Genomic DNA, 24,786 nt, shown 5'->3' on the forward strand with positions numbered 1-24,786 from the left:
GACCGGGTCCACGCGTAGCGCCCCACGGCGGCGTTCAGCCCAGGGTGGCGGTGTCGAAGCGGGCCCACTGCACCGAGTTCGGCACCGCCGCCTCGACGCCGCCCAGCTCGGCGGAGATCCCGACCAGCCAGTCGCACAAGCCCCATGTGACCGTGCCCGACACGCCCCGGGTCAGCTCCTGGTACTCGGCGAGCCGCGCCGCCCGGCCGGCCTCGTCCGGGCTGCGCAGCGCTGCGGCGAACACGTCGTCGGCCTGCTGGGACCGGTAACGCGTGTAGCTGCCACTGGTCGCACCGACCACCCGTTTGCGCAGGTAGTTGGTCAGCGGCAGGGCACCGTTGCGGAAGTGCCCGGCGACCCCGCCGGCCAGGACGTCGGCGCTGTGCGTCTCGGCGGGCCCCACCCGGGGCACCACGACGAGTCCCACCTCGTGCAACTGCTCGGCGATCAGGCTCGAGGCGGGTTCGAAGGCCGGATCGGCCCCGCTGGTCTTCAGCTCGATCCGCAGCCCCTGCGCCCCGGCCTCGCGGACCAGCGCCCGGGCCGCGTCGACGTCGCCGGTGCGCTGCGGGATGTGGTCCGCGTAGTACCGCAGGCCCTTGCCGAACAGGTCGTTGCCCACCTCGCCGCGCCCGTTCAGCGCCACCCGCACCAGCGCCTCGCGGTCCACACCGGCCAGGAAGGCCTGGACGAGCCGGGGGTCGTGGAACGGCGACCGGTCCACCTTGAGCACGACGGCCTGCATGACGGCCCGCGGCGCCGCCAGCAGCCGGGTCCGGAAGCTGCCCTCGATCTGCTGAGCGCTGGTGGCCCGCAGATCATGTGCATACTGCACCTGTCCGGACAGCAGTGCGCCGAGGCGGGCGCTCTCGTCGTTGATCGGGACGAACTCGACCGCGTCGAGCCGCGGGGCGCCGCCCCAGTGCCCGTCGAACCGGGTGACCACGGCGCCGAGGCGATCAGCCTGCCGGCCGCGATCCGGCGGGAGCTGTAGAGCACGTCGTCAGCGGTCACGGGCGAGCCGTCGTGCCAGCGGACGTCGCGCAACCGGATCCGGAACCGCGTCCCGGTGCGGTCGGCCTCCCAGGACTCGGCGAGCCTGGGCACCGGGGCCATGTCGGGTCCGTAGCCGACGAGGGTGTCGAACAGCGCCGGTGCCGGCGCCGGCGCACGCCGCCGGCGGGACCGCCACCGCGGTCGCGGCGGCCCCGGCGAGCAGGGCGCGGCGGCCGATCCGACGGGTCACGTGGCCTCCTTCGCAGCGGGGACCGGGACCGGACGGAGCTCGAGCAGCCCGCGGCGGTGCATCCGTGCCACGCCGAGCGCGCCGAGCAGGGCGACCGCGATCAGCGCCGCGGGCGGCGCCCATCGCTGGCCGGGCAGGTCGATGAGGGCCCCGACGAGCGCCGCGACGGCCGCGGTGACGAGCGCGGAGACCAGATAGAAGAACCCGTAGTAGGTGCCGGCCAGCCGCTCGCTGCCGACGACCGGCAGCAGGTCCATCACGAACGGGTCGGTGATTGCCATCCCGATCGTGAACACCACGGTGCCGGCCAGCACCGGGAGCGCGACCAGCACCGCAGCACCGAGCGACCCCGCACCGGCACGGGTCGGGGTGAGCGGGGCGGCGACCAGCAGCGGCACGAAGCCGGCCCCCATCGTGGCCAGCCCGGCGGCCACGCACCATCCGGCCGGCCGGCGCGCCCGCAACCACCGGGTCAGCCGCACCTGCAGCGCGATGCCGACCACCGTCGACACCACGAAGACCACGCTGATCGACGCCGTCGAGCCGGTGACCCGCTGGGCCTCCAGCGGCAGCGCCAGGTAGAGCTGGTTGTACAGCGCGAAGTAGGCCGCCCCGAAGAGGGTGAACGCCACGAAGCGACGGTTGGTCACGACCTCCCACCAGCTGCCCAGCACCCCGCGGTCCTGCGTCTCGGTCGGCCGCGCCGGCAACACGAGCACCTGCGCGACGGTCAGCACCGCGAACGCCGCGCAGGCGACCAGCGCCACCAGCCGGAAGTCGACCAGCAGCAGCGCCGCGCCGAGCAGCGGCCCGACGAGCGCCCCGGCGTGGGCGAAGACGTTGAAGACGGCGAACACCTCGGCGCGCCGCCCGGGCGACTCGTGGGTGAGGTAGGTGCGCACGGCCGGGTTGAACAAGGCGCCGGCGAGGCCGGTGAGCACGGCCGCCACCACGATCCCGGGCAGCGTCGTGAACAGCGCGAACGCCCCGAACGCCACGACCCGCAGGGCGCACCCGAGAATGATCATCGGGCGGCAGCCCAGCCGGTCGGCCGCGCTGCCGCCGACGAGGAACATGCCCTGCTGGCTCAGATTCCGGACGCCCAGGACGAGCCCGACCAGTGCGGCGCCGTAACCGAGGTCGTCGCGCAGGTACGAGGCCAGGAACGGCAGCACCATGTAGAACCCGACGTTGATGCCGAACTGGTTGAACACCAGCAACCGCGCCGCCGGGGTCAGCGAGCGGAACCCCTGCCCGTCGGTCATGGGCGGCCCGCGTCGCACAACATGATCGGACCCTAGTTCGGCCTACTCTGCAATTGCCAGCTTTTGGCGATTTGTCTCTCACCCCGCCGCACCGACGACACCCGGCAGCGGGCTTCCCGGCCGGGTCGGCGGGGCCGCCCGGCGGCTGACATCACCGGGTGGGCGTCGCGGGCACGGGGGTGTTCGACGCGGCGCGCACCAGCGCGGGCCAGGCGTCCCGGCCGATCCGGACCAGCAGTTCCGGACCGCCATCGGGGTGTGGCCGAAACACCGCGACCTCGCCCTCGCCCAGTTCGGCCAGCACCGCGGGCCGGGCGTTCGGGATGGTCAGCAGGCTGGTGACGTCCACGACGTCCCGGCCTGCGGGCGGCGGGGTGGCCAGGATGGCGGCGACGGCCTGCTGGTAGGCGCTGTCACCGCCGCGGTCGGTCCAGGTGGTGGCCTCGTCCAGCCGGGCATCGTCGGTCACCGGCGCCACGTCGAGCTGTTGCGCGGTGGCCTGCGTCCGGCACAGCCGTGCGGTGTGCACCGCGGCGATCGGCAGCCCCAGCGAGCGCATTCCCTCGCCGACCGCGCGGGCCTGGGACACACCTTCCGGGGTCAACTCGCTCTGCTGCGCGCAGTCGTGGGCGCCGGCCTGCTGATCGCTGACATCGCCCGAGCGGCTGTCCCGCGCCGTGTGCCGCATCCACAAGATCAGCCCACCCTGGCGGAGCGCGCTCACCAGGGCCTGCCCCTGCACCGGCCCGGCGATCCCGGCGGGCGCCACCGCTGTCGGCATCGCCGTCGAGGAGCTGGGGAGTGAGCTGGAGGCCGCGTCGGACGGGGAACAGCCGACCACGGCGAGCCCGGCGATGCCGAGCAGCGCCGCGATCCTCGTGGCCTCATACGCGAGGTCACGGCGATGGCAGGTACCGGTCATCGCGTTCTCCCCGGGTGGAGCGGACAGAGGCAATCCGGCCCCGGCGAGCACAACGACCCCACGCGGACGTGCCGCCCGAGTGCGGACACAGCCGCCGGGCCGAGTGCCGGGAGCCGCTACTCCTCCACGCGCTCGCCCGACTCCTCGGCGGTCGCCCCGTTCCGCTGCGGCTCCTGCTTGCGGGCGGACGCGACGGCCTTGGCGCGCTGCTCGGCGATCAGGACTCCGGCACCGACCACCGCGGCCACCGGCCACTCGACGACGCCGAGGGCGGCGACCGCCGCGAGGCCGCCGAGCACGAGAAGATCGCCCGCGACACCGCCGAGCCCACCGCGGGGCACGGGCGGGCGAGGCAGGGACACGCGCGGCACCGGGATGTGCCAGACACCCATGTGCGGCATCGTCGGGTGCGGAACGGGAACGGTGGGGCGCTCGCCCTCCTCCGCTTCCGCGCCCCGCTCGGCGATCGGTTCCTCCGGGCCCTGTTCCGGCCGCTGCGCGGGGCGACGGGCGGTCGAACGCGGGTCTGCGGTCTCGGTCATCGGTACCTCCTCGCTCAGACCGCGACTGTCGTCGTCTCCACCGGTCCTCGGCAGGGGCGAAGGTCACCGATGAACGGAGGATGAACGGATCGGGGCAACCCGGATCCCCGAACCGCGCCGTGCCGACGGGAAGGGACTCACCCGGCCGGCAGCGGTCGCCTCTGCGCCGTCGAGCACCCGGGCGCCGGCCGTCATGCGGGGCGGACCGCGACGATCGGCAGCTCGCCGACGAGACGGAGCCGGGCCTCCGGCGTTCCGTCGTAGTCGAACCCGGCCAACCGGGACAGAATCGCCCGCAGCACGGGCGTGATCATCCGATTGCGCCGCTCGTAGCCGGCGAGGGCTTCGGCCGCTTCCGCGACGTCGAGGACCCGGTGCACGGGCACGAACCGATCGTCACCGGCCCGCACCTCGAGGCCTCCGCCGCGCCGGAGGTTGCGGAACCAGTCCGCGCGGGGCCCGAAGCCCACCAGTACCGTGGCCTCCCGCCGGAGCGGGTCCCATCCGATCACCTCCAGGACGGTGCGGTGCACCAGCCCGGTCCGCCTGCCCCGATGGGTCAGCAAGAGGAACCGGTGCCCCAGCAAGCGGGCCGCGCCGATGTCGAACAGCAGCACCGGGGCACGGAAGGCCGCCGCGCGCAGCCCGCCGCAGAGCGCCTGCGCCGCCGTCCGGGCCGAACTGGGCGGCCCGTCCCACCGCGACCACCGGCTTTCGTGCACGGGCGTAGCTTTGCATGCGGCAATTACTGCTGGCTACATCGATTTGTGACGGCGCGGACGAACCGTGGCGCTCGCACAGGCCGTCCACTCGGTCGACGCCGCCACCCGCGCCCGCACCAGATGATCATGGTGGCGCCCGACCCGGCCCGCGACACCCCGCAGCAGATGCGCACCTGGCTCGACCAGTTCGCTCCCGCCTTCATCGGCGCCACCGGCCCGATCGATCAGATCGTGGCCCGAGCCCGGGCCCCCGGCATCGGGATCACCCCGCCGGTCACCACCGACGGCGGCTACCAGGTCACCCACGGCGCGCAGGTCCCGGCCTACGGGCGGGAGGCCCAGGCCCGCGAGATCGACGACAGCGGCGTCGCGCCGGCGGCCATCGCCCAGGACATCCCCCCGCTGCTCGCCGGGAGCGACGCCCGATGACCCGTCGTCGAACCGCCGCAGCGGTACCCGCCGGATCGTCGCCCTGCTCGCGCGGGCCGGGTGCGGCGCACCGACCGCCTCGGGCACCACGCCGCACGGCACACCGGCCACCACACCAGCGCGAGCTCCGCCGGCCGCCGCGACGGTCGGTGCGCCGAGCATCACCGACGGCTGGGTCCGCCAGCCCCCAGCCCGGACAGCACCGTCGCCTACCTCACGGTGCACAACGGCGGCACCGAGCCGGACGCCCTCACCGGGGTCCGCACCAGGCGGCCGACACGGCCGAGCTGCACACCAACCAGCCCGGCGCCCCGGGTGCCGAGGTGATGGTGTCGATCCCGCGCCTGGAGATTCCGGCGGGCGCGACCGTCGCGCTGCGCACCGGCGGGCCGCACATCATGCTCATGCAGCCACACCCGCAGGTGCAGCCCGGCCGGCGGATCGCCGTCGAGCTCGACGTCGACCGCGCCGGGCCGGTCACCGTGCAGCTGCCGGTGCTGGCCCGGGACCAGGAACCCACGGCCGCAGGCACAACCGGGCCAGGAATGCCGGGATATCGGGAATGTGATGAGCGAGGACGACACCCGACGGCACAGCCGTCCGCTGACCCGGCGCGGCTTCCTCGGCCGTGAACCCGCCGGCCGCGGGGCCGTGCGAAGCTGCAGGCGTGCAGGAGGCGGGGGGCCCGGTGCCGGCGGCGGACGCGGACCGCAGCGACGAGCTGGTCGACGCGGTGATGACCGCGAGCCGGGTGCTGGTGGCGATCGCGGCCCGCTCGCTGGCCGCCGCGGGTGAGGTGAGCCTGCCGCAGTACCGCGCGCTCGTGGTGCTCGCCTCCCGGGGGCCGCAGCGCGCCGTCGACCTCGCCGCCGCGCTCGGGGTGAATCCGTCGTCGGCCACCCGGCTGTGCGACCGGCTCTCCCGCGCCGGCCTGGTGCGCCGGCAGCGGCAGTCCGCCGACCGGCGGGCGGTCAAGGTCGCGCTGTCCCCCCGGGGCCGGGAGCTCGTCGTGGAGGTGACGCAGCGCCGGCGGGAGGAGTTCGAGCGGCTGCTGGGTGACCTGCCGGCCGAGCAGCACGAGCTGGTGATCTCCGCGTTGCGGGCCATCGCCGACGCCGCCGGCGAAGTGCCCGAGCGGGACATGGCCGTCGGGCTGGGCTGGTCCTAGCCGCGTGTGATCCGCGACAGCGCGCGCCGGCCGGCGTCTCCGGATGGACCTGCTCGGCCGGCAGCCACGCATACGAACGCGGCGGCCGGTCCAGGCCCGGCGCCGACAGCGGCACCGGCGTGTCCAGCCGCTCGACCTCAGCGATCTCCGGTCGGCTCCTCGGAGCTCTCCAGGGCCGCCGGCTCCGGGCCGGTGCCGCTGCGGACGGCGCCCACCCGTGCGACGCCCGTGATCATCCCTACCGGCGCCGTCTCGTAGACGAGCACACATCACCGGGCCCGATGCGGACCGGGCCGCGACGGAACTCCACGCACGTGCGGCCCGCGGGCAGCGCGCCCCGAACGGCGCCCGGAACGACAGCAGCGCGACGCGCGGGCGCATGCACCGAGCATCGCACCGTGCGGCGGCGGGCACGGGCAGCCGCGCGCTGCGGCAGCGATCCGGGCGACCGGCGCGGTCAGGCCGCCGGGTCGCGGGGAGCGCGCACCGCGGTGGCCGCGGCGACGACCGCGACGGCGGCCAGCACGGCTGCGGCGAGGCGGGGGCCCTCCCCCGCAGGGCCGAGGTGCAGTGCGAGGGTCACGAAGGCGACACCGAGGGCGGTGCCGAGGCTGCGGGTCATGTTGACCAGGCCTCCCCCGGTTCCGGCGGACCGCACCGGGATGGCCCCCATGACGATCGCGTTGTTGGCCGGCAGGAACGTGCCCAGCGCGAGCCCCAGGACGACGAGGACCGGGACGAGCCAGGCCGCGATGAACGGTACGAGAAGGAGCACGGCCAGCGCGACCGCGGCGCCGAGCGCACCCAGCATCGCCCGCGCGCGGTCCGACCAGCAGGCCGGCAGCAGCCGCTCGCTCCCGGCCGCGGCCACGGCGAACCCGGCGGGCAGCGCGGTCAGCACCAGGCCGGCGTGCAGCGCCGAACTGCCGGCACCGGTGAGTACCACCGGCACCAGCACCAGCGGGCCGAAGAGCACCAGGTAGCCGCCGAGCCCGCCGAGCAGTCCACCGGCCACCGCCGGATTGCGCAGCAACGCCACGTTCAGCAGCGGCTGGGCGGCACGTTGCTGCCGGCGCCAGAACGCGGCGCCGGTTCCGGCGGCCAGCCCGAGCAGCGCCACGGTGGCCCACATCGGCAGGGCCAGCCCGGACGCCGCCGAGATGCCCAGCAGCAGGCTGGTGATGGCGACGCCGAGCAGGCCCAGCCCGATCCCGTCCCACCCGTTGACCGGGGTCCGGTGCCGGGTCCGGGGCAGCAGATAGATCCCGGCCAGCACGGCGACCACGCCGATCGGGACGTTCACCCCGAACACCCAGCGCCAGCCCAGCGTGGACACCAGCAGACCGCCGACGGTCGGGCCGAGCGCGAGCCCGACGGCCTGGGCCGTGGCCTGCAGCCCGAGCGCGAACCGCATCCGCTCGGGCGGCGCGCTGGTCGTGACCAGCGCGACGCTGTTGGCCTGCAGCATGGCCGCGCCGACCGCCTGCACGACGCGGAACGCGATCAGCGCACCCAGCGAGGGGGCCAGGGCGCATGCCGCAGAGGCGGCGGTGAACACCACGAAGCCGTAGAGGTAGAGCAGCTTGCGGCCGTGCGCGTCCGAGAGCCGGCCGATCGGGATGAGCAGCGTGGCCAGGGTGAGCAGGTAGGACAGTGACACCCACTGGGTCGCCGCCAGCGAGGTGTGGAACTGCGCCTGCAGCGGCTGGTAGGTCAGGGTGACGATGCTGGCGTCGAGCTGGCCCATGAAGGCCCCGAAGCACACCGTGCCCACCGCGAGCCACCAGGCATGCGGCCATTCGCGCAGCCGCGCCGGGCGGGCCCGCTCACGGCCCATCGCCGAGAGCCACCCGGCCGCGCCGGTCATCGGCCGAGCCGCCCGCCGCTCGGCGACGGGCTCACGGGCAGCACCAGGGTCGTCAACGTGATCATCACCGGCCTACGCGCCCGCCATCCGGGCGCGCGGCAGCCGGGTGGCCACGTCGAGGCGGTTGCCGCGGCGGCTGGAGAACGCCGCGGTGACGCTGAACCGGTCGCCGCGCACCAGTGTGTGCCGGCGTTCGACCGGCCGGCGGCCGGCGCGCCCGACCCGGGAGATGGAGAACGCCGCGATCGACGGGTCGATCTCGAGGAGCGCGCGCTCGGCCGGACTGGGGACCACGGCGCGCACCTGCTCCTCGCCGGCGTCCACCCGCACGCCGGTGCGGGCGGCCAGTTCGGCGTAGAGGGAGGTGTGGCCGAAGTCGGCGTCGAGCAGCGGGCCGGCGATCGCGGCCGGCAGCCAGACCCGGTCCAGCGCGAGCGGTGCGTCGCCCGCGAGCCGCAGCCGCTCCAGGTAGAGCAGCGGCGTGGATCCGTCGAGGTCCAGATGGGCGGCGGCGACGCCGTCGGCCCGGATGTCGAGGACCCGCACGATGCTGCGCTGCTCGAGCCCGGCCGCCTGGACCGAGGCGAACAGGCTGTAGAGCGCCCCGAGCGGCTGCTCGATCTCCGTGCGGTCGGCGACGCGCGGGGCCCGGCCGCGTTCGGCGACGACCAGGCCCTCCTCACGCAGCGCCCGCAGCGCGGACCGGACGGTGTAACGACTGACGCCGTACGCCTCGACGAGTGCCAGCTCGCCGGGGAACTCGGCGTCGAACTCGCCGGCTGTCAGCCGTTCCTGCAGGTCCGCCTGCAGTTGCGCCCACAGCGGCAACGGGCTCCTGCGATCCAGCTGCTGCGCCGACATTCCGACCTCGTTCAACGGTGGTGTGCGTGGGAACCCTACCGCATTCCTAATGTCTGGACATCCGACGAGGGGCGTCCGGTCGGGGGCGGCCCGACCGCAGGAGTCCACGCTGCGCGATCCTGCCCGGGGGCCGCGCTCGGGGCGGTCATCCGGCCCGGCGCGGCGTCGACGCCGGGCCTGGAGGCCGGCACCCGGCCCGTCCCGCAGGCGTCGATCGTGGTGCGCGGTATCTGGTCGTCGATCAGCCAGGTGTTCGCCGTCGGGGCGCGCTCACTGCCGGTGATGCTCGGCACCCCGGCCGGGGCCCCGCGCCGAACGGGTCCCGGCGTCGCGGCCGCCCCCGGCATCACCCAGACTGGGGCTGCCGAGGGCGCGCGGCGCACAGGAGGGGTCCGGCGATGGGAGAACAGGCGATGGTGGTCCTGATCGGTCTGGCGATCGGGGCCGGGGTCGTCCTGCTCCTGCTGGGGGCGCGGCGACGCGCGGCGCTGGGAACGGTGCTGGCGGCTGCGCTGCTCACCGCCACCGGGTGTTCCAGCACCGGCGACGCCCAGCAGCAGGCCGGGCAGGCGTTCCTGACGGCGTGGGCGCGGGGCGACCTCGCGGCCGCGGCGCAGGCCACCGACGACCCCGGTGCGGCCCAGCCCGTGCTGCAGGCCGTCCAGAAGTCGCTCAACCCCACCGGCAGCCGGCTGACGCCGGGCGCGATCACCACGAAGGGCAGCACCACGACGATGGCGTTCACCGCGTCGTGGACGCTGGCCGGGCTGCCCGCGCCCTGGCGTTACGACGGCGGGCTCGCCCTGGCCCAGGGCGGCGACGGCCAGTGGCGCGTGCACTGGCAGCCGCAGGACCTGGTCCCGCAGCTCGCGGCCGGCGATTCCCTGGTGGTGAACCGCACGCTGCCGCAGCGGGCGCCGATCCTCGACGCCGCCGGCCGGCCGCTGGTCAGCGACGTCCCCACCGTCACCGTGGGCGTCCAGCCGCAGGGCGTGACCGACCTGAACGGCCTCGCCGCCACGCTCGCCTCGACCCTGAACATCAACGCGGGCGACATCGTCTCCGAGGTGCAGAAGGCCAAGCCGGGCGACTTCGTACCGGTGATCACCCTCCGCCAGCCCGACTACCAGGCCGTGCAGGCCCGGATCCACGACCTGCCCGGCACCGTGTTCCGGTCCGCGACACAGGTGATCGGCCCGAGCCCGCACTTCGGCCAGCCGCTGCTCGGACAGGTCGCCCAGCCCACCGCCGAGGCGCTCAAGCAGGCCGGGCCCGGTTACCTGCCCACCGACCAGATCGGGGTGTCAGGCCTGCAGCAGGTCTTCAACACCCAGCTCGCCGGCACGGCCGGCGCCACCATCGAGGTGCACAACCCCGGCGGGGGCACGGTGGCGCAGGTCGGGAAGATCAGCGGCAGCCCCGGGACCCCGCTCACGACGACGCTGGACCTGCGGGTCCAGCAGGCCGCGGAGTCCGCTCTGGCCGGGGTGGGCCTGAACGCCGCGATCGTCGCCGTCCGGCCGTCCACCGGCGCCATCCTCGCGGTCGCCAACAGTGCGAGCGCTCCGTTCGACATCGCGTTGGCCGGGCACTATCCGCCCGGCTCGACCTTCAAGATGGTCACCGCCAGCGCGGTGGTGGACAGCGGAGTCGCCGGACCGGACACCCCGGTGCCCTGCCCGGGCACGGTGACGATCGACGGGCGCACCATCCCGAACGAGAACGCCTTCGACCTGGGCACCGTCAGCCTCACCGACGCCTTCGCGCACTCGTGCAACACGAGCTTCTCGCTGCTGTCCCAGAAGCTGCCGCCGGGCGCGCTCGACAAGGCCGCCGCCGAGTACGGGTTCGGCGCCGGCTGGCAACTGCCCGTCGACTCCTTCAGCGGCTCCTACACCCCGGCGACCGACCCCGCCGGGCAGGCCGCGAACGCCTTCGGCCAGGGCACCGATCTGGTCAGCCCACTGTCCGAGGCGCTGATGGCCGCCACCGTGGTGCACGGCTCCACCCCGGCTCCGTCGTTGATCCCGGGCAAGCCCGCCGCGGCCAAGAACCCGCCGCCCGTGCTGCCGGCGACGGTCCCGCCCGCGCTGTCCGGCTTCATGCGCGCGGTGGTCACCTCCGGGACGGCGACGAACCTGGCCGGGGTCCCGGGCGGCCCGGTGTCGGGCAAGACCGGCACCGCGGAGCACGGCACCACGTCGCCGCCCCAGGCCGACTCGTGGTTCACCGGCTTCCAGGGCGACCTGGCGTTCACGGTGCTCGTCGAGAACGGGCAGACCGGCGGGGTGCCGTCCAACCCCATCGCGCAGAAGTTCCTCACCACGCTGAACGGCTGACCCCGCGACGCGCCGGGAACTGTTCACCGAGCGGTCACCACGACGACCCGCAGGACACAGCTGCGACTCGCCCGATCGGGCGATGCTGCGGTCCCCGGCCGATGTGCCCATCCGCCGTCGGGCGAGTCCGAGAGGATCGACACAACCATGCTGCGCAACGCATTCGGGCGACGCGGACGGCGTCTCGCCGTCGCCGCGACGATGGCGGTGGCCACGATCGTGGCGACGCTGACCGCCACCTCCGGCACGGCTCTGGCGGGCGACGGGCGACCGGCCGCGCCCCGGATCGGACACGTCTGGACGATCATCCTGGAGAACAAGTCGTACGAGTCGACGTTCACCGGGCTGAACCAGAACGACTACCTCTGGAAGACCCTGCCCAGCTACGGCCTGCTCCTGCGCCAGTACTACGGGACCGGGCACTACAGCCTCGACAACTACATCAGCCTCGTTTCCGGCCAGTCGCCCGCACCCGACAACCAGAACGACTGCCCGCAGTACAAGGACGTACAGCCCGGCTCCCCCGCGGTCGACGGCCAGGTCCACGTCTCGAGCGGCTGCGTCTATCCCGCCTCGGTGCCGACACTGTTCAACCAGCTGGACGAGAAGAAGGTCAGCTGGAAGATCTACGCCCAGGACATGGGCAAGACCCCGTCCCGGGAGAACGCCTACCAGTGCGGCATCCCGGGCTCCCCCACCGGCGCCGGCGTGCCCGATCCCAGCGGGGCGACCGCCGAGGACCAGTACGTCGCCAAGCACAACCCGGCGCCGTGGTTCCACTCGCTGATCGACAAGCCGGCGGACTGCGCGCGGGTCGTGCCGCTGGACGGCCTGCCCGCGACCGCCGGCCACCCGGCGGCGAGCGGCCTCGCCCAGGACCTGGCCAGCGAGGCCACCACCCCACGCTTCTCCTGGATCACCCCGGACAACTGCTCGGACGCCCACGACGCGACCTGCAAGGGCGACAACCTCTCCGGCGACCCGAACAACCACCAGGGCGGGCTGTACGCGGCCGACCTGTTCCTGCAGCGGGTGATCCCGCAGATCATGAAGTCGCCGGCGTTCCAGCACGACGGCATGATCCAGATCCTGTTCGACGAGGCCTTCCCGCCGTACAAGATGTACGGCAACTCGATCGCCGACTTCACCGGCAACGGCACCGCGAGCCTCAACACCCCGACCGACACCGCCCAGTCGGTCGTTGCCTGCTGCAACGAGCTGCCCGGCCCGAACACCGCCCAGCCCGGGTTCCAGGCGTTCGGCCAGGACACCACCCCGGGCGGCGGGATCACCGGCGCGGTGTTCATCAGCCGCTTCATCCGCCCGGGATCGGTCACCGACCAGCCGTACAACCACTACAGCTGGCTGCGCAGCATGGAGGACCTCTACGGGATCAGCCATGGTGGCTCCGACGGCGACGGACACCTGGGTTACGCGGCCGCCCAGGGGCTGCGTCCCTTCGGCCCCGACGTCTACAACAACCCGGACGGCAGGGCCTTGCGGCCCGCCGCCTCGGGGACGGCCGTCTACCCGGCCACCGCGAGCTCGCAGGACGCGGAGAACCCGGTCGTCACCGCGCCGGCGGTGCCGGTGAAGTGAACCGGTCCCGGTCCGCCCGCCGCGCCGGGCTGCTCGTCCCCGTCGCCGCGGCCTGCCTGCTCGCGGCGAGCGGCTGCGCGTCGGCGGCCGGCCCGACCGCCGACGAGGTGGTCGCCCGGCTCGGCGCCGTGCCGATCCCCACTGCGGCCGCCCCGGCCACCCCGGTGCCGGCGGCTCCCGGCCACCCGCAGATCATGGCGATGGGCGGCGCGGTCGCGGCGACCCTGCCGGGCACGGGCACCGGCACCGTCACCGCGCTCGGACCGCAGATCGACCTGCCTGCGGGCGCCCGGCTCCCGGTCGAGCAGGCCCGGGCCGCCATCCGCGTCGAGGCGAGGACGGATACCGGCACCGTTGCGCTGCAGGCCGGCGACTTCACCTCCCGCGACGACCACGGCAGGGACATCCCGCTCGACGTCGTCGGGCCGGCCGCGGCCACCTCGGACCCCACGCGGCCGGCCACCCTGCAACTGGCCGGCACCTTCCACTCGGGCGCCGCCCAGATCACCTGGCGCTACCGAGGTGCGGTCGTGGCCGTCTGGACGTTCACGGTCGAACTCGACTGACAGCGGTTCGCGCATTTTCACCGGCAATCCGAACAGGCCGATCCGGAGGATTCCCGGCAGTGATCACCGGTTCCGGGACATGGCGGCCACGTATGACCGAAATGTCCCGAACCTGCTGATCAAGGCCCGTGCGTCGGCCGGCGGCCATCGACGTGCGAGACAGTGGCACACGACAGTGGCACACACCACTACCCCCCTTCGAGGCCACTTTGTAAGGTGACCCTCGAAATAACTTTGGGTTGCCTATCTGAAGGTCTGGTCGTGTGGGCTGATGCAGTTCCGAACCTGCTGATCGGTTTGCGGGAGGGCCTCGAGGGCGGCCTGGTCGTGAGCATTCTGCTCGCGGCCGTTCACAAACGTGAGCAACGCACGTCCACCACGCCCGTCTGGCTGGGCGTGCTCGCAGCGGTGACGCTCGCGCTGAGCTTCGGCGCGGTGCTCACCTTCTCCGAGTCCTCGCTGCCCGCGCAGGCCCAGGAGATCCTCGGCGGAACGCTGAGCCTGCTCGCGGTCGGACTCGTCACGGCGATGATCTTCTGGATGCGCCGGACCGCCCGGCACCTGTCCGGTGAGCTGCGGACGAAGGTGGGCCACGCCCTGGAGATCGGCCCGCAGGCTCTCGCCGCCACCGCGTTCCTGGCCGTCGGCCGCGAGGGCCTGGAGACCGCTCTGTTCCTGTGGACGACCGTGCAGGCCTCCGGCAGCACCCTCGCCCCCCTGGTCGGCGCGGCGGTCGGGCTCGGGGCGGCGATCGGGCTGTGCCGGCTGCTGTTCCGCCGGGCGGTCCGGATCAACCTGGGCACCTTCTTCTCCCGGACCGGGGTCGCCCTGGTCGTCATCGCCGCGGGCGTGCTCGCCTACGGCCTCGGCGAACTGCAGAACGCCGGGGTGCTGCCCGGCCACTCCTGGCTGGCGTTCGACCTGTCGGCGCGGATCTCAGCCGACGCCTGGTGGGTCACCCTCGTCAGCGGCGTCACCAACCTGGCGCCGGCCATGACCTGGCTCCAGGTCGTGGCCTACCTGACCTACGTGGGCGTCGTGACGACGTTGCTGCTGCACCATGCGCGGCGCCCGGCGCCGGTACCCGCCGAGCAGCCCGCCACCGCCCAGCCTACCGGCGACGAACCCGCCACCGCCCCGTCGTCCAGGCCCGCCACCGCGGCGCCGGCCCGGCCGCGCCACCGACCGGTTCGCTGGATCGCGGTGACCGCGGTCGTCCTGGTGCCGCTGCTGGCGGCCGCAGGGTTCGCGATGTTCCACGGTTCGACGAGCACCACGGCGAACCAGCAGGTGACGATCAGCGACTCGGCCTGCGCCGCCGGCTGGACGACGACACCGGCCGGCCCGCAGACCTTCACGGTCGCCAACAAGTCGGGCAGCAGCGGCGAGATCTACCTCGTCCGGGCCGGCGACGGCGGAATCCTCGGTGAGATCGAGGGGCTCGGCCCGGGCACGCAGCGCTCGATGGCGGTGACGTTGCCCGTGGGGGACTACGCCTGGCGCTGCGCCATGGCCGGGCAGCCGGTGCGCCTGTCCGCCACCGCCCACGCCGCCGGAGCCGCCGATCAGGCCGCACCGCCGGTGGTGCTGGCGGTCTCGGAGAACGACCTGCAGGCACCCACCGCCGCCTACCGCGGCTACGCCGCCACGCAACTGGCGACGCTGGCCGCCCAGGTCGCCACCCTGCGCTCGGACCTCGCGACCGGGCAGCTCGATCGCGCCCGTGCCGACTGGCTGCCCGCCCAGCTCACCTGGGAGCGCCTCGGCGCCGCTTACGGCAGCTTCGGGGACTCCGCCGACGCCATCGACGGTTCCCCGCGCGGCCTGCCCGCCGGTACCCGGGATCCCGGCTTCACCGGGCTGCGCCGGCTGGAGTTCGGTCTGTGGCACGGGCAGCCCGCCGCTGCGCTGGCCCCCGTCGCGGACCAACTGGTGGCCGACGTCGACACACTGCGCCAGAAGCTCCCGACCGTCACCGACGACCCGACCCAGCTTCCGGTCCGCGCGCACGAGATCCTGGAGGACGCGCTGCGCGACCACTTGTCCGGGATGAGCGACCAGGGCGCCGGGGCCGCATATCCCGAGACCCTGGCCGACCTGGAGGCCACCCAGGTCGTGCTCGCCGACCTCGCGCCCCTGATCGACGCCCGGCGCCCCGGCCTGCTGCCGGCCGCACGGCAACAGATGTCCGTGCTGCAGCAGGCGCTGCAGGCCACGCAGACCGGCTCGGGATGGCTCTCCCCCGCCACCGCCCCGCTGGCCACCCGGCAGAAGGTGAACGCCGCGACCGGGCAACTGCTCGAGACCCTCTCCCCGGTTCCCGACCTGCTTGAGGTCCGACAGTGACCGACCATCCACCCCACCGGCACAGCCGTGACCATCGAGAGGAGCACGACCCGCAGTGGAGCTGAACAGGCGCAGGTTCCTGCAGGGGGCCGGAGCCGGAGTGGCCGGCACCGCACTGACCGGGGGCTTGCTCGCCGCCGGAGCGCGGGCCGACGGGCAGACCGCGCCGCACGCCACCGCGGCCCCCGACGTGGTGGCGTTCCACGGGCCCAACCAGGCCGGGGTGTTCACCCCACCGCAGGCCGCGGCGATCTTCGCCGCGTTCGACGTCACGACCGCCGACCGGGCCGATCTGGTGGCCCTGTTCCGCACCCTCACCGAGCGGGCCCGCTTCCTCACCGCGGGCGGCACCCCGCCGGACCTCGGCGTCGGCTCCCCGCCGTCGGACAGTGCCGTGCTCGGCCCGGCCGTGCCGGCCGACGGGCTCACCCTGACCCTCTCCGCCGGCTCCACGCTGTTCGACGACCGCTTCGGGCTGGCCGCGCAGCGGCCCGCCAAGCTGACCCCGATGCGGACGTTCCCGAACGACGCGCTCGATCCCGCCTGGTGCCACGGCGACCTCCTGCTGCAGATCTGCGCGAACAACACCGACACCGTCCACCACGCCCTGCGCGACATCGCCAAGCACACCCGGGGCGGGATGCAGCTGCGCTACCGGATGGACGGGTTCGTCTCGCCCCCGCGGCCGTCGGGGACCCCGCGCAACCTGCTGGGCTTCAAGGACGGCATCGCGAACCCGACCCAGACCGACGATCTCGTCTGGGTGCGGCCCGGCGCCGGCGAGCCGGCCTGGGCGACCGGCGGTACCTACCAGGTCGTCCGGATCATCCGCATGCTCATCGAGTTCTGGGACCGGGTGTCGATCAACGAGCAGGAGAAGATGTTCGGACGGCGCCGCGACACCGGTGCCCCGCTGGACGGCTCCGCCGAGTTCGACACCCCGAACTACGCGGGCGACCCCGACGGCAAGGTCATCCCGACCACCGCGCACATCAGGCTGGCCAACCCCCGGACCTCGCAGAGCAACGCGAGCCGGCTGCTGCGCCGCGGGTACAACTACGACCGCGGCGTCGACGCCAACGGCAACCTCGACGCCGGGCTCGTGTTCTGCTGCTACCAGCAGGACCTGGCCGCCCAGTTCGAGACCGTCCAGACCCGGCTGATCAACGAACCGCTGGTCGACTACATCCAGCCCTACGGCGGCGGGTACTTCTTCGCGCTGCCCGGGGTCGCCGACACCCGTGACTGGTACGGCCGCACCCTTCTCGGCTGACCGGCCGCACTCACGGGGAGCCGGCCTCGAGCTGCCCCACGATCGCGGTGGCGATCTTGTCGGCCTCCGGGCAGGGATCCGCCGAACCGGGTTGCCCGGTCCCGGCTTCGTCGGCGGTCACGGTGACCGTCGCGGTGTCGGCCACGGCCACGTGCGCCGTGCAGGCGCCCGGTGCGGCCTGCCCGCCGCCGGTGGTGTTCACAGCCGGGTAGCCGGCGATGTCGATCGGCCCGAAGGTGGCGAACTCCGGCCGCCTGCGATAGAGGTCTTCCAGGGTGCGCTTGCGGTCCACCCCGGCCGAGAGCGACGTGTGCGCGGGCGCCTGGGCGGTCCAGCCGCAGACCGTGCCGTCGGCGGTGTGCTCCACGGCGCCCGGCGCGGCCAGGCGGAGCTGCGCCAACCGCTCGGGCGTCAGCAGGTCGCAGGGCCTGTCGGCGTACCGCGCCGCGTCGAGCTGGTCGAGGGTGATGGGCGGTGCCAGCGGTGCGGGGGCTGTCGTCGCGGTGGCGCACCCGGCGACGGTCATCAGCACCACCACGGTCCACGACACCGGTAACGATGCACGCACGACGTCGTCCTTCCCCTGGCGGGTTGCGCTCCGTGCGCGATGAGCGGGGCTGCCCCGGGAGAACGCTCCGGTACCGGCCGGCCCTGTTCCAGTGTGGGTGCGGACGCCGCGCCGGGCCAGGCCGGCGCCGCGGGATGTTCGGCTCGTACTGCGCGGACCACCCGTGCGAACCCGGCCGGCGTCGTCCGGCCCGGCTCAGCTCAGGAAGTCCCGCTCGAGTTCGGGCCGCCGGCCCAGCGCGGCGGGCCGGCGGACCGGATCGAGGGTCTGGAAGTGGTCGTGGACCCATGCGCGCCGGCAGCGCAGGTGTCCGTCGCCGGTGGCCGCCTGGTCCGCACCCCGCCGGCCGCATTCACAGGCCGGGGCGTAGGCGAGGAACGTTCCCGCAGGCCGGTCGGTGACGTCGGTCCAGATGTCGCTGTACGTGCCGTCGGGGAATCCGCCGGCGACGTGCCGCTCGTGCGCGTCGGTCGCCTCGTCAGCCCACGGGCCGATGAAGAACATCTGATGAGGGTGGACCCGGATGATGAACACGTTGTCGACCCGGCCGACGGTTCACCGATTCGGATCACGGATGTGCACGGATCAGGCGGCGAGGCCCAGGGCGACGGCGAACGCGCTGTAGAACACCGCCGCGGCCGTGAGCCGCCCGGCGGTGAGCCGGCCCGTGCGGAGCAGCCAGAGCAGACAGCCGACGGCGGCGATCGTGGCGATCCCGGCGAGCAGAAGCGGGGCGCCGAACCGCCACGGGGTGAGCATCAGGCCGAGACCTGACGGGATGGTGGCCTGGATCATCATCGCCCCCGAGATGTTGGCCAGCGCCAGCTGGGTCTTGCCCTGCCGCACCCAGATGAGGGCGTTCATGATCTCGGGCAGCTCGGTCGCGATCGGCGACAGCAGCAGGGCCACGACCACCGGGGCGAGCCCGAGCGCAGGGCCGGCCCACTCGAGCTGGCCGACGAACAGCTGCGACGCCGCGAAGATCACGCCGAGGGCGACCAGGGTCTGGGCCAGCACGGCGATCCGGGACGGGACGGCCCGCCGGGACTGGAGTTTGAGCGGCTCCAGCGCCTCGGAGGCCGACGCGGAGTCCCCGCGCATCTCACGCCAGAAGTACAGGCCGTATACGGCGAAGAAGACGATCCCCAGCCAGGGCTTGATCGCGAACGCGACGAGCCCGAGCCCGAGCTTGACCGCGAAGATCGCCAGGAACCAGGTCTGGTCGCGAGCGAGCCGGCGGGTGTCGACTCCGGCGAAGTCGGCGGTCTCGGCAGCGCCGCCACCCGGACCGGCGTCCGAGCGGCCGGTGCGCGCCGTGACCTCCCGGGCGCGACGCGCCGTCCGGCGGCGGGCGATGAGCGTCGCGCCGACCACGGCGTACGCGATCGTCCCGACCACCAGCGGGCCACCCATCGCCGCGCCGACGCCGATGTCGGCGCCGTGGTCGCCGCGGCCGATGGTGACCGCGACCAGGGTCACGACGCTCTCGGGCAGCGCGGTGCCGACCGCGGCCAGGACGGTGCCGACGGCCATCGGGCCGACGTCGAGCTGGAGGCCGAGCCATTCGACGGCGTTGACGAACCACTCGCAGGCCAGATAGATGACCACTGCGCAGCCGAGCAGCAGCAGGACGTGAACCACTTCCACCCTCCCGCGCCGCGGGAGGAGGTCGGCTGGGGCGGTGGAGCCGGCGAACCTCGACCCACGACGACAAGCACATCTGTCACGGATCGAAGGTCTCGCCCACCCACAGCCTGGAGGGTGCGGGCCCAGGGACCGGGGAAAGGATCTTCCCAGTGTGTCGACCACCTGGTTGGGGGGCTACTCCCCTTCGTTTTTCGAGCTTAGCTCGCCGGTCCGCGACCGCGCGGGCGAGGGTGCATCGACGTCCCCCGCGCGAGGTCGGCGGGGTGCGGCGGGTCGAGGGGGTCGCCGGCGACCATCAGCCGGACCGAGCGGGCGACGCAGCGCGCCCGGGGCAGGCCACCGCGGCCGATGCGATCACGGCACGCGGCCAGGGCCAGCGCCAGCGCGTACAGCACGACAGGGAGCAGCACCAGACCTACTACGACGGCGAAACCCATCGCGCTCCCCGGCTCCCGACGACTCGCCCGACGAGACTAACGCGGAGTTGTGGCGCCGGCCACAGCGGATCGGCCGCTCACCGCTCCCGCGCAGCCCGGCCCCGCTGCGGCATCGGCTCCGGCGCATACCGGTAGGGGTTGCCGATGACCTGGCCGTCCAGCCAGACCTTGGAGTGGCACTTGGTCAGCGCCATCAGCGCATCCCCGCCGAGGGACCCCATCTCGTACAGGCAGACGGCGATCAGGGAATGCCCGGCGAGCCACGTGGTCACCTCGGCCTCGTAGCGCAGCAGCTCGGCCAGGAACGACGGGCGGATCAGCGGGCGGATCCACGTCATGTCCCCGGCGATCCTGGCCCGGCGGTCGTCGTCGCCGGCGAAGACCCGGACCGACCAGGCGTCGAGCAACTCCAGCATGCGATCCGACTGGAACGATCCGGAGAGGAGGTGGGTCTCGCTCGGCTCCACCGCCGCGAGCCGTCCGACGTCGGTCCCGGAGTCGGCGACCCGTTGCACCAGCTGCGCGCTCTGCCCCTCGGCCGTGAGGCACAGACAGGTCTCGCCGGCGCGGAGCCCGTCGGTGAGGAAAGGCAACAGCAGCCGGTCGCGCTCGTCATCGCCGCGGAAGAACGCGCACACGTGGTCGTGGACGGAGAGCGGCGCCCCGCCGAACCGAGGGTCCCACGTCGCTGAGTCGGCCTCGGCCCCGTTGCGGCTGCTCACCCGGCCCCCCTGTCATGATGTCGACCCGGCCCGCGCATCCTCCGACCGTCCGGAGTATCGATGCTCCTGCGCGCGCGGCGTACCCGTCTCACAGCGCGAAGGCGAATGATCGATTCGCTCCACCAGGCCGGACCTGCGCGAGGCGTTCGGCTTCCTCGTGCCGCCTCAGCGGCCGTCCGCGCCGGGGGCCGGCCGCTCGGGAGAGCCGACGGACCGGACCGCCGGGCCAGGACCGGCGGTGAGGACGTCACGGTGGGTCTGCCGCACGAGCAGGGCGAGGCTGATGCCGCCGACGATCACGAAGGTGGGCAGCGAGGGCACGGTGTCCCAGATCGCGTGGAAGACCACGACGAGCACGAAGGTCCCCACCAGCACGGCCACCGCGCGGGGGCGCCACCGCTGCGCGTGCGCATGCCACAGGGCCGCGGCGGCCAGGCCGGTCCACGCGATGTGCGCGGCCGGGCTGAGGATCCCGCGCAGCAGCAGCAGGCCTTCGGCGGCGCCCAGGTCCCCGCCGGTGGCGAGCAGGGTCACGAACCCGTAGCCGAGGGTCTCCAACACCGCGAACCCGGTGCCGACCGCCACCCCGATCAGCAGCCCGTCGGCAGGATTGGAACGGTATCGGGTGAACACCAGGACCCCGATGGGCACCAGCAGCTTGGCGCCCTCCTCGATCAGGCCGATCAGCACGGTGGGCAGGCCACCGAGGCGGTGGGCGGTATCGGCCTCCAGCACGCTGGCCGCCACGGTGCCGATCACCCCGCCCAGCAGTCCGCAGATCAGCAGCACGCTCATCGGGACGTCGTAGGCCGGGTTCCGGCCGTCGACCCAGACCACGAACGTCACCGGCACCAGCAGCGCACCGAACAACAGCAACGAGGGCACCAGGTTCAGGTTGCCGGTCGCGACGACGGCCTGCTGGTCGGCCAGGAACAACAGGGCGCCCACCACCAGCACCGGCACCCATCTCCAGCGCCGCCCACGCGGCGGGCGGGGCGCAGCCGTGGCCGGTCCGTTGCGGTGCCGCCGCGGCCGCTCGAAGGCTGCCATGCGCTTCGACCTCCTCATGCCGGGCCCGTACCCGCTGCCGGGCGGCATCCGGTAGCCCCGGCGGGCCTATTCGCCGAACGTGATCGGTCCTGGCGGGCCCACCGGCGGCCACCGCGCCGGGCACCTCGCAGCGCGGTCTCATCCTGGGTGCTCGACCGCGGCCATGTCATCCCACCCGGTCTCGGTGGGGACAGGATGGGACAGCCAGGCGAGCGGCTGCGGGGCCGGGGAGCCGGTCCCGGGCGCCGGCCCGGCACCCGGGGCGGCGCGCAGCGTCTCCGACGGCGGGACCCCGTAGTTGGCCCGGTAGACGGCGGCGAACCGGCCGAGATGGGGGAAACCGTTGCGGACGGCGATACGGCTGACGGTCTCGGTGGCCGGGTCCGCGCGACGCAGGTCGTCGTGCGCGTGGCGCAGCCGGACCGTCTCGAGGTAGCGCATCGGGGACGTCCCCGTCCGGTGCCGGAACATGTCCTGCAGGCGCCGCACGCTGAGGTGGGCGATCTCCGCGAGCTCGGCGAGCGTGTAGCGACGCTCGGGATGGGCGTGGATGGCGTCGAGCGTCCGGTCGACCGGATGCGAACGCGGGATCTCCGGGGGCGGCGACTGCAGCCCGTTCGCCTCCCGGCGACCGGTGACGAGCCGGCGGGGGACGTAGAGGCCCTCACGGTTGGCGCGCAGGACGGCCAGGGCGACGTTCCCGGTGCCGAGCCGGGCCACGATGTGCTCGATGTTGGCGGCGACGACGAATTCGGCGACGCCGAGCGCCGCGGCGATCCGCCGCCGCGGCCAGCTCTCCACGAGCAGCCCGAGGATGTCGAGGGCGCCCGGGCTCAGACCGTGCAGGTCCCCCGCCGGGGAGACGAGCACCGCAGCGATGAGGTGATACGGAGCCTGGTCGGGGCAGGCCAGCGCGGTGACGCGGACGTGCCCGGCCGGTACGGGACAGAGGAACGTCGTGTACGCCGCCCCGCGGGCCACCCGGGCGGCGACGACATCCAGCACGGGCGACCCGCTCCGCAGCACCGCATGCGTCGGCAGGTTCGGCAGCGGCAGGGCGGAGCCACCGCGGGTGAGCACGGCCCCGGCCCGAGCGTTGCACACGATCCGCGCCGACGTGGAGATCTGCCGCATCGGGTCGACCGCCCGGGCGATGGCCGGGGCGAGCAGTTCGATCAGGCCGCGTTCGGCCGGGGAGGGATGGGCCGCGGTGTCGGTGAGCATGGTGAGCAGGCCGAGGTAGCGGCTGTCCGGGGTGAAGAGGCCGATCCCCACCCCCTCCACGAACCCCGCCGGCCCGAAGTGGTCGGTCCAGACCGGGACCTCCTCCTTCGGGACCGGGGTGTCGTTCACCGTGATCGACCTGCCCGAACAGTTCAGCTGCACCGCCTCGATGTCGGTGAGCATCGCCGGGCTGGCCATGTAGCGGAGAGTGGCCTCGTTGTGCCCGCGGGTGGCCAGCTGCGCGTGCTCATGGCGCTCGGGGTCGAGCAGCGCAATCCAGATCGCCTCGAAGGGCACCACCCGGCGCAGCGGTTCGATCAGCGCCTCGGCGCGCTCCTCGATCGTCCCCGGCAGGGCGGCGATCTCGGCGACTTCGACCGCGACGGCCAGCCCGGTTCGCTCGTCCACGTCACACGTCTAGGTCCACCGGACACGTTCCATCGTGCGCACCCCCTGCAACCGGGCTCCGCGATGTCACTCTCAGCGACCGCGACGGCTCACGCCACGGCCTGGCAGGTCGATTCCCCTGGCTACGTTGGTCCCTGCGGGTCAACCGCACCCGACCCGCACCCGGGACTGGGCACAGTGCGTCGCAGGCGCCGGATCCGTGCGGCATCCCGGCGCCTGCGCCGGCGGCGAGACGTGCGGCCCCGGGGACGTCCGCGGCCCCGGGCCCTGCCTCAGCCGACCCCGAGGTGCACGAACACGAGCCAGGCCACCAGCGGCACCACCGCGATCATGAGAATCGCCCACAGCAGCAGCGCCCGGAAGAACATCCGCTCCTCCGCCGGCCGGGCGCTCGCCATGAGCAGCGCGCCGCTGGTGGACATCGGGCTGACGTCGACCACCGAGGAACTGATCGCGATCGCCGTGACGACCCCGATCGGGGTCAGCAGCGGGTCGGTGGCCAGCGGCACCACGACGGGGCTGATCGCGCCCAGGGTGCCTGTGGTCGAGGCGAACGCCGAGACGAGGCCGACGATGTAACTCGTCACCAGTGCTGCGACCGAACTGTTGCCCAGATCGTTGATGCCCTGCTCCAGCTCGGCGATCGCGCCCATCTCCTCCAGCACGCCGACATAGGTGACGATGCCGGTGACGAGCAGGATCGCCGACCAGGGCATCGCCTCCAGCGCGGGCTTCTGCACCCCGGGCCGGACCGCGATGAGGACGAGCGAGACGACGAGCGCCGCGACGCCGACGTCCACCCCGAACCCGAGCGTCAACACCAGCAGCGACCCGATCCCGACGAGGGTGAGGACCCGCATCGGGGTGACCGCGACGGGAGTGACCGTGCGCTCCGCGGTGGCGGTCCGGGCCGGGGCACCGCCGCCGGTCGTGACGCCCGGTGCCTCGTCCGGTGCGGCGGCCGGACCGCGCCGCCGCACCACCCACCACTGGACCGCCGCGTACGCCGCGGCGGCGAGCACGGCGTTGAAGGCGAAGCAGTAGAGGTAGAGCTGCAGCGTGTCGCCGGATGCGCCCGCCTGGTCGAGCATCGTGTTGGCGACGACACCGAACGGATTGACCGGGGAGAACGCGCCCGCGTTCGCCCCCTGCACGATGACCAGGCCCATGGCCAGGGCGCTGATGCCGAACCGGGCGCCGAGCGCGATGGCCACGGGCGCGACGATCGCGACGGCGGCCGGGGTGAAGGCGCCGGCCGTCGCCAGTGCTGCGGTCAGGGCGAACATCAGCACGGGGACGAGGGCGCGGCGGCCGCCGGCGAGCCGCTCGGCCCAGGCCGCGAGCAGGTCGATCGTGCCGGTCACCCGGACGATGGAGAACAGCAGGGTGGCCCCGACCAGGATGAAGAACAGGCCGGCAGGGAACTGGTCGATCACGTCGGCGGCGGGCAGGCCGGCCAGCAGGACGCCGACGCCGAACGCGGCGACGATGGCGGCGAGCCCGGCGTTGACGGCGGTGAGCGAGCCCCAGGCGAACGCGACCACCAGGATGAGGAAAGCGATGACCGACAAGGACATCCTTGGCC

The 24,786-nt window shown here is 73.7% G+C and carries 23 protein-coding genes and 1 pseudogene; 8 read left to right on the forward strand and 16 right to left on the reverse strand.

Features of this window, described 5'->3' with window-relative positions:
• Positions 1 to 34: 34 nt before the first annotated feature.
• From HF526_RS02400 to HF526_RS02420, 6 genes and pseudogenes are all read right to left on the reverse strand, one after another.
• Positions 35 to 946, reverse strand: a complete 912-nt coding sequence (locus HF526_RS02400) for an ABC transporter substrate-binding protein (RefSeq protein WP_338051243.1) — start codon at positions 944 to 946, stop codon at positions 35 to 37.
• A gap of 80 nt (positions 947 to 1,026) precedes the next feature.
• Positions 1,027 to 1,116 (reverse strand): annotated as a pseudogene (locus tag HF526_RS35000) (hypothetical protein); the annotation flags it as partial.
• A gap of 126 nt (positions 1,117 to 1,242) precedes the next feature.
• Positions 1,243 to 2,511, reverse strand: a complete 1,269-nt coding sequence (locus HF526_RS02405; RefSeq protein ID WP_169379551.1) for an MFS transporter — start codon at positions 2,509 to 2,511, stop codon at positions 1,243 to 1,245.
• A 151-nt stretch (positions 2,512 to 2,662) separates the two neighbouring features.
• Positions 2,663 to 3,433, reverse strand: coding sequence for a histidine phosphatase family protein (locus HF526_RS02410; protein ID WP_169379552.1), 771 nt, complete (start codon positions 3,431 to 3,433; stop codon positions 2,663 to 2,665).
• A 116-nt stretch (positions 3,434 to 3,549) separates the two neighbouring features.
• Positions 3,550 to 3,975 (reverse strand): hypothetical protein, encoded by a 426-nt coding sequence (locus HF526_RS02415; RefSeq protein ID WP_169379553.1) that lies wholly within the window; start codon positions 3,973 to 3,975, stop codon positions 3,550 to 3,552.
• A gap of 191 nt (positions 3,976 to 4,166) precedes the next feature.
• Complete coding sequence (locus HF526_RS02420) at positions 4,167 to 4,697, reverse strand: nitroreductase family deazaflavin-dependent oxidoreductase (protein WP_211176675.1); 531 nt, start codon at positions 4,695 to 4,697, stop codon at positions 4,167 to 4,169.
• 120 nt (positions 4,698 to 4,817) lie between these two features.
• Here HF526_RS02420 and HF526_RS02425 point away from each other — a divergent pair, with 120 nt between their 5' ends.
• The 3 genes from HF526_RS02425 to HF526_RS02435 are packed head-to-tail and all read left to right on the forward strand — an operon-like array spanning position 4,818 to position 6,294.
• Positions 4,818 to 5,126: an SCO family protein gene (locus tag HF526_RS02425; protein WP_275403857.1), complete on the forward strand. Its 309-nt coding sequence runs from the start codon at positions 4,818 to 4,820 to the stop codon at positions 5,124 to 5,126.
• Positions 5,123 to 5,758, forward strand: a complete 636-nt coding sequence (locus HF526_RS36110) for a copper chaperone PCu(A)C (protein WP_275403858.1) — start codon at positions 5,123 to 5,125, stop codon at positions 5,756 to 5,758. The genes HF526_RS02425 and HF526_RS36110 overlap by 4 nt, the downstream gene beginning before the upstream one ends.
• Before the next feature lie 35 nt (positions 5,759 to 5,793).
• Entirely contained in the window at positions 5,794 to 6,294 is a 501-nt protein-coding gene (locus tag HF526_RS02435) for a MarR family winged helix-turn-helix transcriptional regulator (RefSeq protein ID WP_338051244.1), read from the forward strand.
• 457 nt (positions 6,295 to 6,751) lie between these two features.
• On the opposite strand, the gene HF526_RS02440 is transcribed toward HF526_RS02435, so the two are convergent.
• Together HF526_RS02440 and HF526_RS02445 are read right to left on the reverse strand one after the other, a co-directional pair.
• Positions 6,752 to 8,161: an MFS transporter gene (locus HF526_RS02440; protein ID WP_169379556.1), complete on the reverse strand. Its 1,410-nt coding sequence runs from the start codon at positions 8,159 to 8,161 to the stop codon at positions 6,752 to 6,754.
• 72 nt (positions 8,162 to 8,233) lie between these two features.
• Positions 8,234 to 9,022, reverse strand: a complete 789-nt coding sequence (locus HF526_RS02445; RefSeq protein WP_169379557.1) for a GntR family transcriptional regulator — start codon at positions 9,020 to 9,022, stop codon at positions 8,234 to 8,236.
• A gap of 398 nt (positions 9,023 to 9,420) precedes the next feature.
• On the opposite strand from HF526_RS02445, the gene HF526_RS02450 reads away from it, so the two are divergent.
• The 5 genes from HF526_RS02450 (at position 9,421) to efeB (ending at position 17,145) form a co-directional block, all read left to right on the forward strand.
• The gene (locus tag HF526_RS02450) at positions 9,421 to 11,361 is read left to right on the forward strand and encodes a penicillin-binding transpeptidase domain-containing protein (RefSeq protein WP_169379558.1); all 1,941 of its coding nucleotides are present in this window, start codon (positions 9,421 to 9,423) and stop codon (positions 11,359 to 11,361) included.
• 147 nt (positions 11,362 to 11,508) lie between these two features.
• Positions 11,509 to 12,960 (forward strand): alkaline phosphatase family protein, encoded by a 1,452-nt coding sequence (locus tag HF526_RS02455; protein ID WP_169379559.1) that lies wholly within the window; start codon positions 11,509 to 11,511, stop codon positions 12,958 to 12,960.
• Positions 12,957 to 13,526 (forward strand): hypothetical protein, encoded by a 570-nt coding sequence (locus HF526_RS02460; protein WP_169379560.1) that lies wholly within the window; start codon positions 12,957 to 12,959, stop codon positions 13,524 to 13,526. The genes HF526_RS02455 and HF526_RS02460 overlap by 4 nt, the downstream gene beginning before the upstream one ends.
• A 261-nt stretch (positions 13,527 to 13,787) precedes the next feature.
• Entirely contained in the window at positions 13,788 to 15,872 is a 2,085-nt protein-coding gene (efeU, locus tag HF526_RS02465; protein ID WP_338051245.1) for an iron uptake transporter permease EfeU, read from the forward strand.
• 55 nt (positions 15,873 to 15,927) lie between these two features.
• Positions 15,928 to 17,145 carry an iron uptake transporter deferrochelatase/peroxidase subunit gene (gene efeB, locus HF526_RS02470; protein WP_169379561.1) on the forward strand — a complete coding sequence of 406 codons (1,218 nt, stop codon included), beginning with the start codon at positions 15,928 to 15,930 and terminating at the stop codon, positions 17,143 to 17,145.
• A gap of 10 nt (positions 17,146 to 17,155) precedes the next feature.
• Here efeB and HF526_RS02475 read toward each other — a convergent pair whose 3' ends face one another.
• From HF526_RS02475 to HF526_RS02510, 8 genes are all read right to left on the reverse strand, one after another.
• Complete coding sequence (locus tag HF526_RS02475; protein ID WP_169379562.1) at positions 17,156 to 17,713, reverse strand: DUF3558 family protein; 558 nt, start codon at positions 17,711 to 17,713, stop codon at positions 17,156 to 17,158.
• Between the two features lie 195 nt (positions 17,714 to 17,908).
• Positions 17,909 to 18,217: a hypothetical protein gene (locus tag HF526_RS02480; RefSeq protein WP_169379563.1), complete on the reverse strand. Its 309-nt coding sequence runs from the start codon at positions 18,215 to 18,217 to the stop codon at positions 17,909 to 17,911.
• 81 nt (positions 18,218 to 18,298) lie between these two features.
• Positions 18,299 to 19,354: a sodium:calcium antiporter gene (locus HF526_RS02485; protein ID WP_169379564.1), complete on the reverse strand. Its 1,056-nt coding sequence runs from the start codon at positions 19,352 to 19,354 to the stop codon at positions 18,299 to 18,301.
• A gap of 203 nt (positions 19,355 to 19,557) precedes the next feature.
• Positions 19,558 to 19,797 (reverse strand): hypothetical protein, encoded by a 240-nt coding sequence (locus tag HF526_RS02490; RefSeq protein WP_169379565.1) that lies wholly within the window; start codon positions 19,795 to 19,797, stop codon positions 19,558 to 19,560.
• 77 nt (positions 19,798 to 19,874) lie between these two features.
• Positions 19,875 to 20,519 (reverse strand): MEDS domain-containing protein, encoded by a 645-nt coding sequence (locus tag HF526_RS02495; RefSeq protein WP_169379566.1) that lies wholly within the window; start codon positions 20,517 to 20,519, stop codon positions 19,875 to 19,877.
• A 165-nt stretch (positions 20,520 to 20,684) separates the two neighbouring features.
• Positions 20,685 to 21,569 carry a PrsW family intramembrane metalloprotease gene (locus HF526_RS02500; protein WP_169379567.1) on the reverse strand — a complete coding sequence of 295 codons (885 nt, stop codon included), beginning with the start codon at positions 21,567 to 21,569 and terminating at the stop codon, positions 20,685 to 20,687.
• Between the two features lie 138 nt (positions 21,570 to 21,707).
• A complete protein-coding gene (locus tag HF526_RS36115; protein ID WP_169379568.1) occupies positions 21,708 to 23,201 on the reverse strand; it encodes a helix-turn-helix domain-containing protein in 1,494 nt (497 codons plus the stop codon).
• Positions 23,202 to 23,473: 272 nt separating this feature from the next.
• On the reverse strand, positions 23,474 to 24,772 hold the full coding sequence (locus HF526_RS02510) for an SLC13 family permease (protein ID WP_211176676.1): 1,299 nt from the start codon (positions 24,770 to 24,772) through the stop codon (positions 23,474 to 23,476).
• Between the last annotated feature and the right edge of the window lie 14 nt (positions 24,773 to 24,786).

This window comes from Pseudonocardia acidicola, from assembly GCF_012911935.1.
GTDB classification, from domain to species: Bacteria; Actinomycetota; Actinomycetes; order Mycobacteriales; family Pseudonocardiaceae; genus Pseudonocardia; species Pseudonocardia acidicola.

Coding starts and splice junctions, on each gene's coding strand:
- HF526_RS02405 (WP_169379551.1), bottom strand. CDS start 2,511: ATGACCGACGGGCAGGGGTTCCGCTCGCTGACCCCGGCGGCGCGGTTG.
- HF526_RS02410 (WP_169379552.1), bottom strand. CDS start 3,433: ATGACCGGTACCTGCCATCGCCGTGACCTCGCGTATGAGGCCACGAGG.
- HF526_RS02415 (WP_169379553.1), bottom strand. CDS start 3,975: ATGACCGAGACCGCAGACCCGCGTTCGACCGCCCGTCGCCCCGCGCAG.
- HF526_RS02425 (WP_275403857.1), top strand. CDS start 4,818: ATGATCATGGTGGCGCCCGACCCGGCCCGCGACACCCCGCAGCAGATG.
- HF526_RS36110 (WP_275403858.1), top strand. CDS start 5,123: ATGACCCGTCGTCGAACCGCCGCAGCGGTACCCGCCGGATCGTCGCCC.
- HF526_RS02440 (WP_169379556.1), bottom strand. CDS start 8,161: ATGACCGGCGCGGCCGGGTGGCTCTCGGCGATGGGCCGTGAGCGGGCC.
- HF526_RS02445 (WP_169379557.1), bottom strand. CDS start 9,022: ATGTCGGCGCAGCAGCTGGATCGCAGGAGCCCGTTGCCGCTGTGGGCG.
- HF526_RS02450 (WP_169379558.1), top strand. CDS start 9,421: ATGGGAGAACAGGCGATGGTGGTCCTGATCGGTCTGGCGATCGGGGCC.
- HF526_RS02455 (WP_169379559.1), top strand. CDS start 11,509: ATGCTGCGCAACGCATTCGGGCGACGCGGACGGCGTCTCGCCGTCGCC.
- HF526_RS02480 (WP_169379563.1), bottom strand. CDS start 18,217: ATGTTCTTCATCGGCCCGTGGGCTGACGAGGCGACCGACGCGCACGAG.
- HF526_RS02490 (WP_169379565.1), bottom strand. CDS start 19,797: ATGGGTTTCGCCGTCGTAGTAGGTCTGGTGCTGCTCCCTGTCGTGCTG.
- HF526_RS02500 (WP_169379567.1), bottom strand. CDS start 21,569: ATGGCAGCCTTCGAGCGGCCGCGGCGGCACCGCAACGGACCGGCCACG.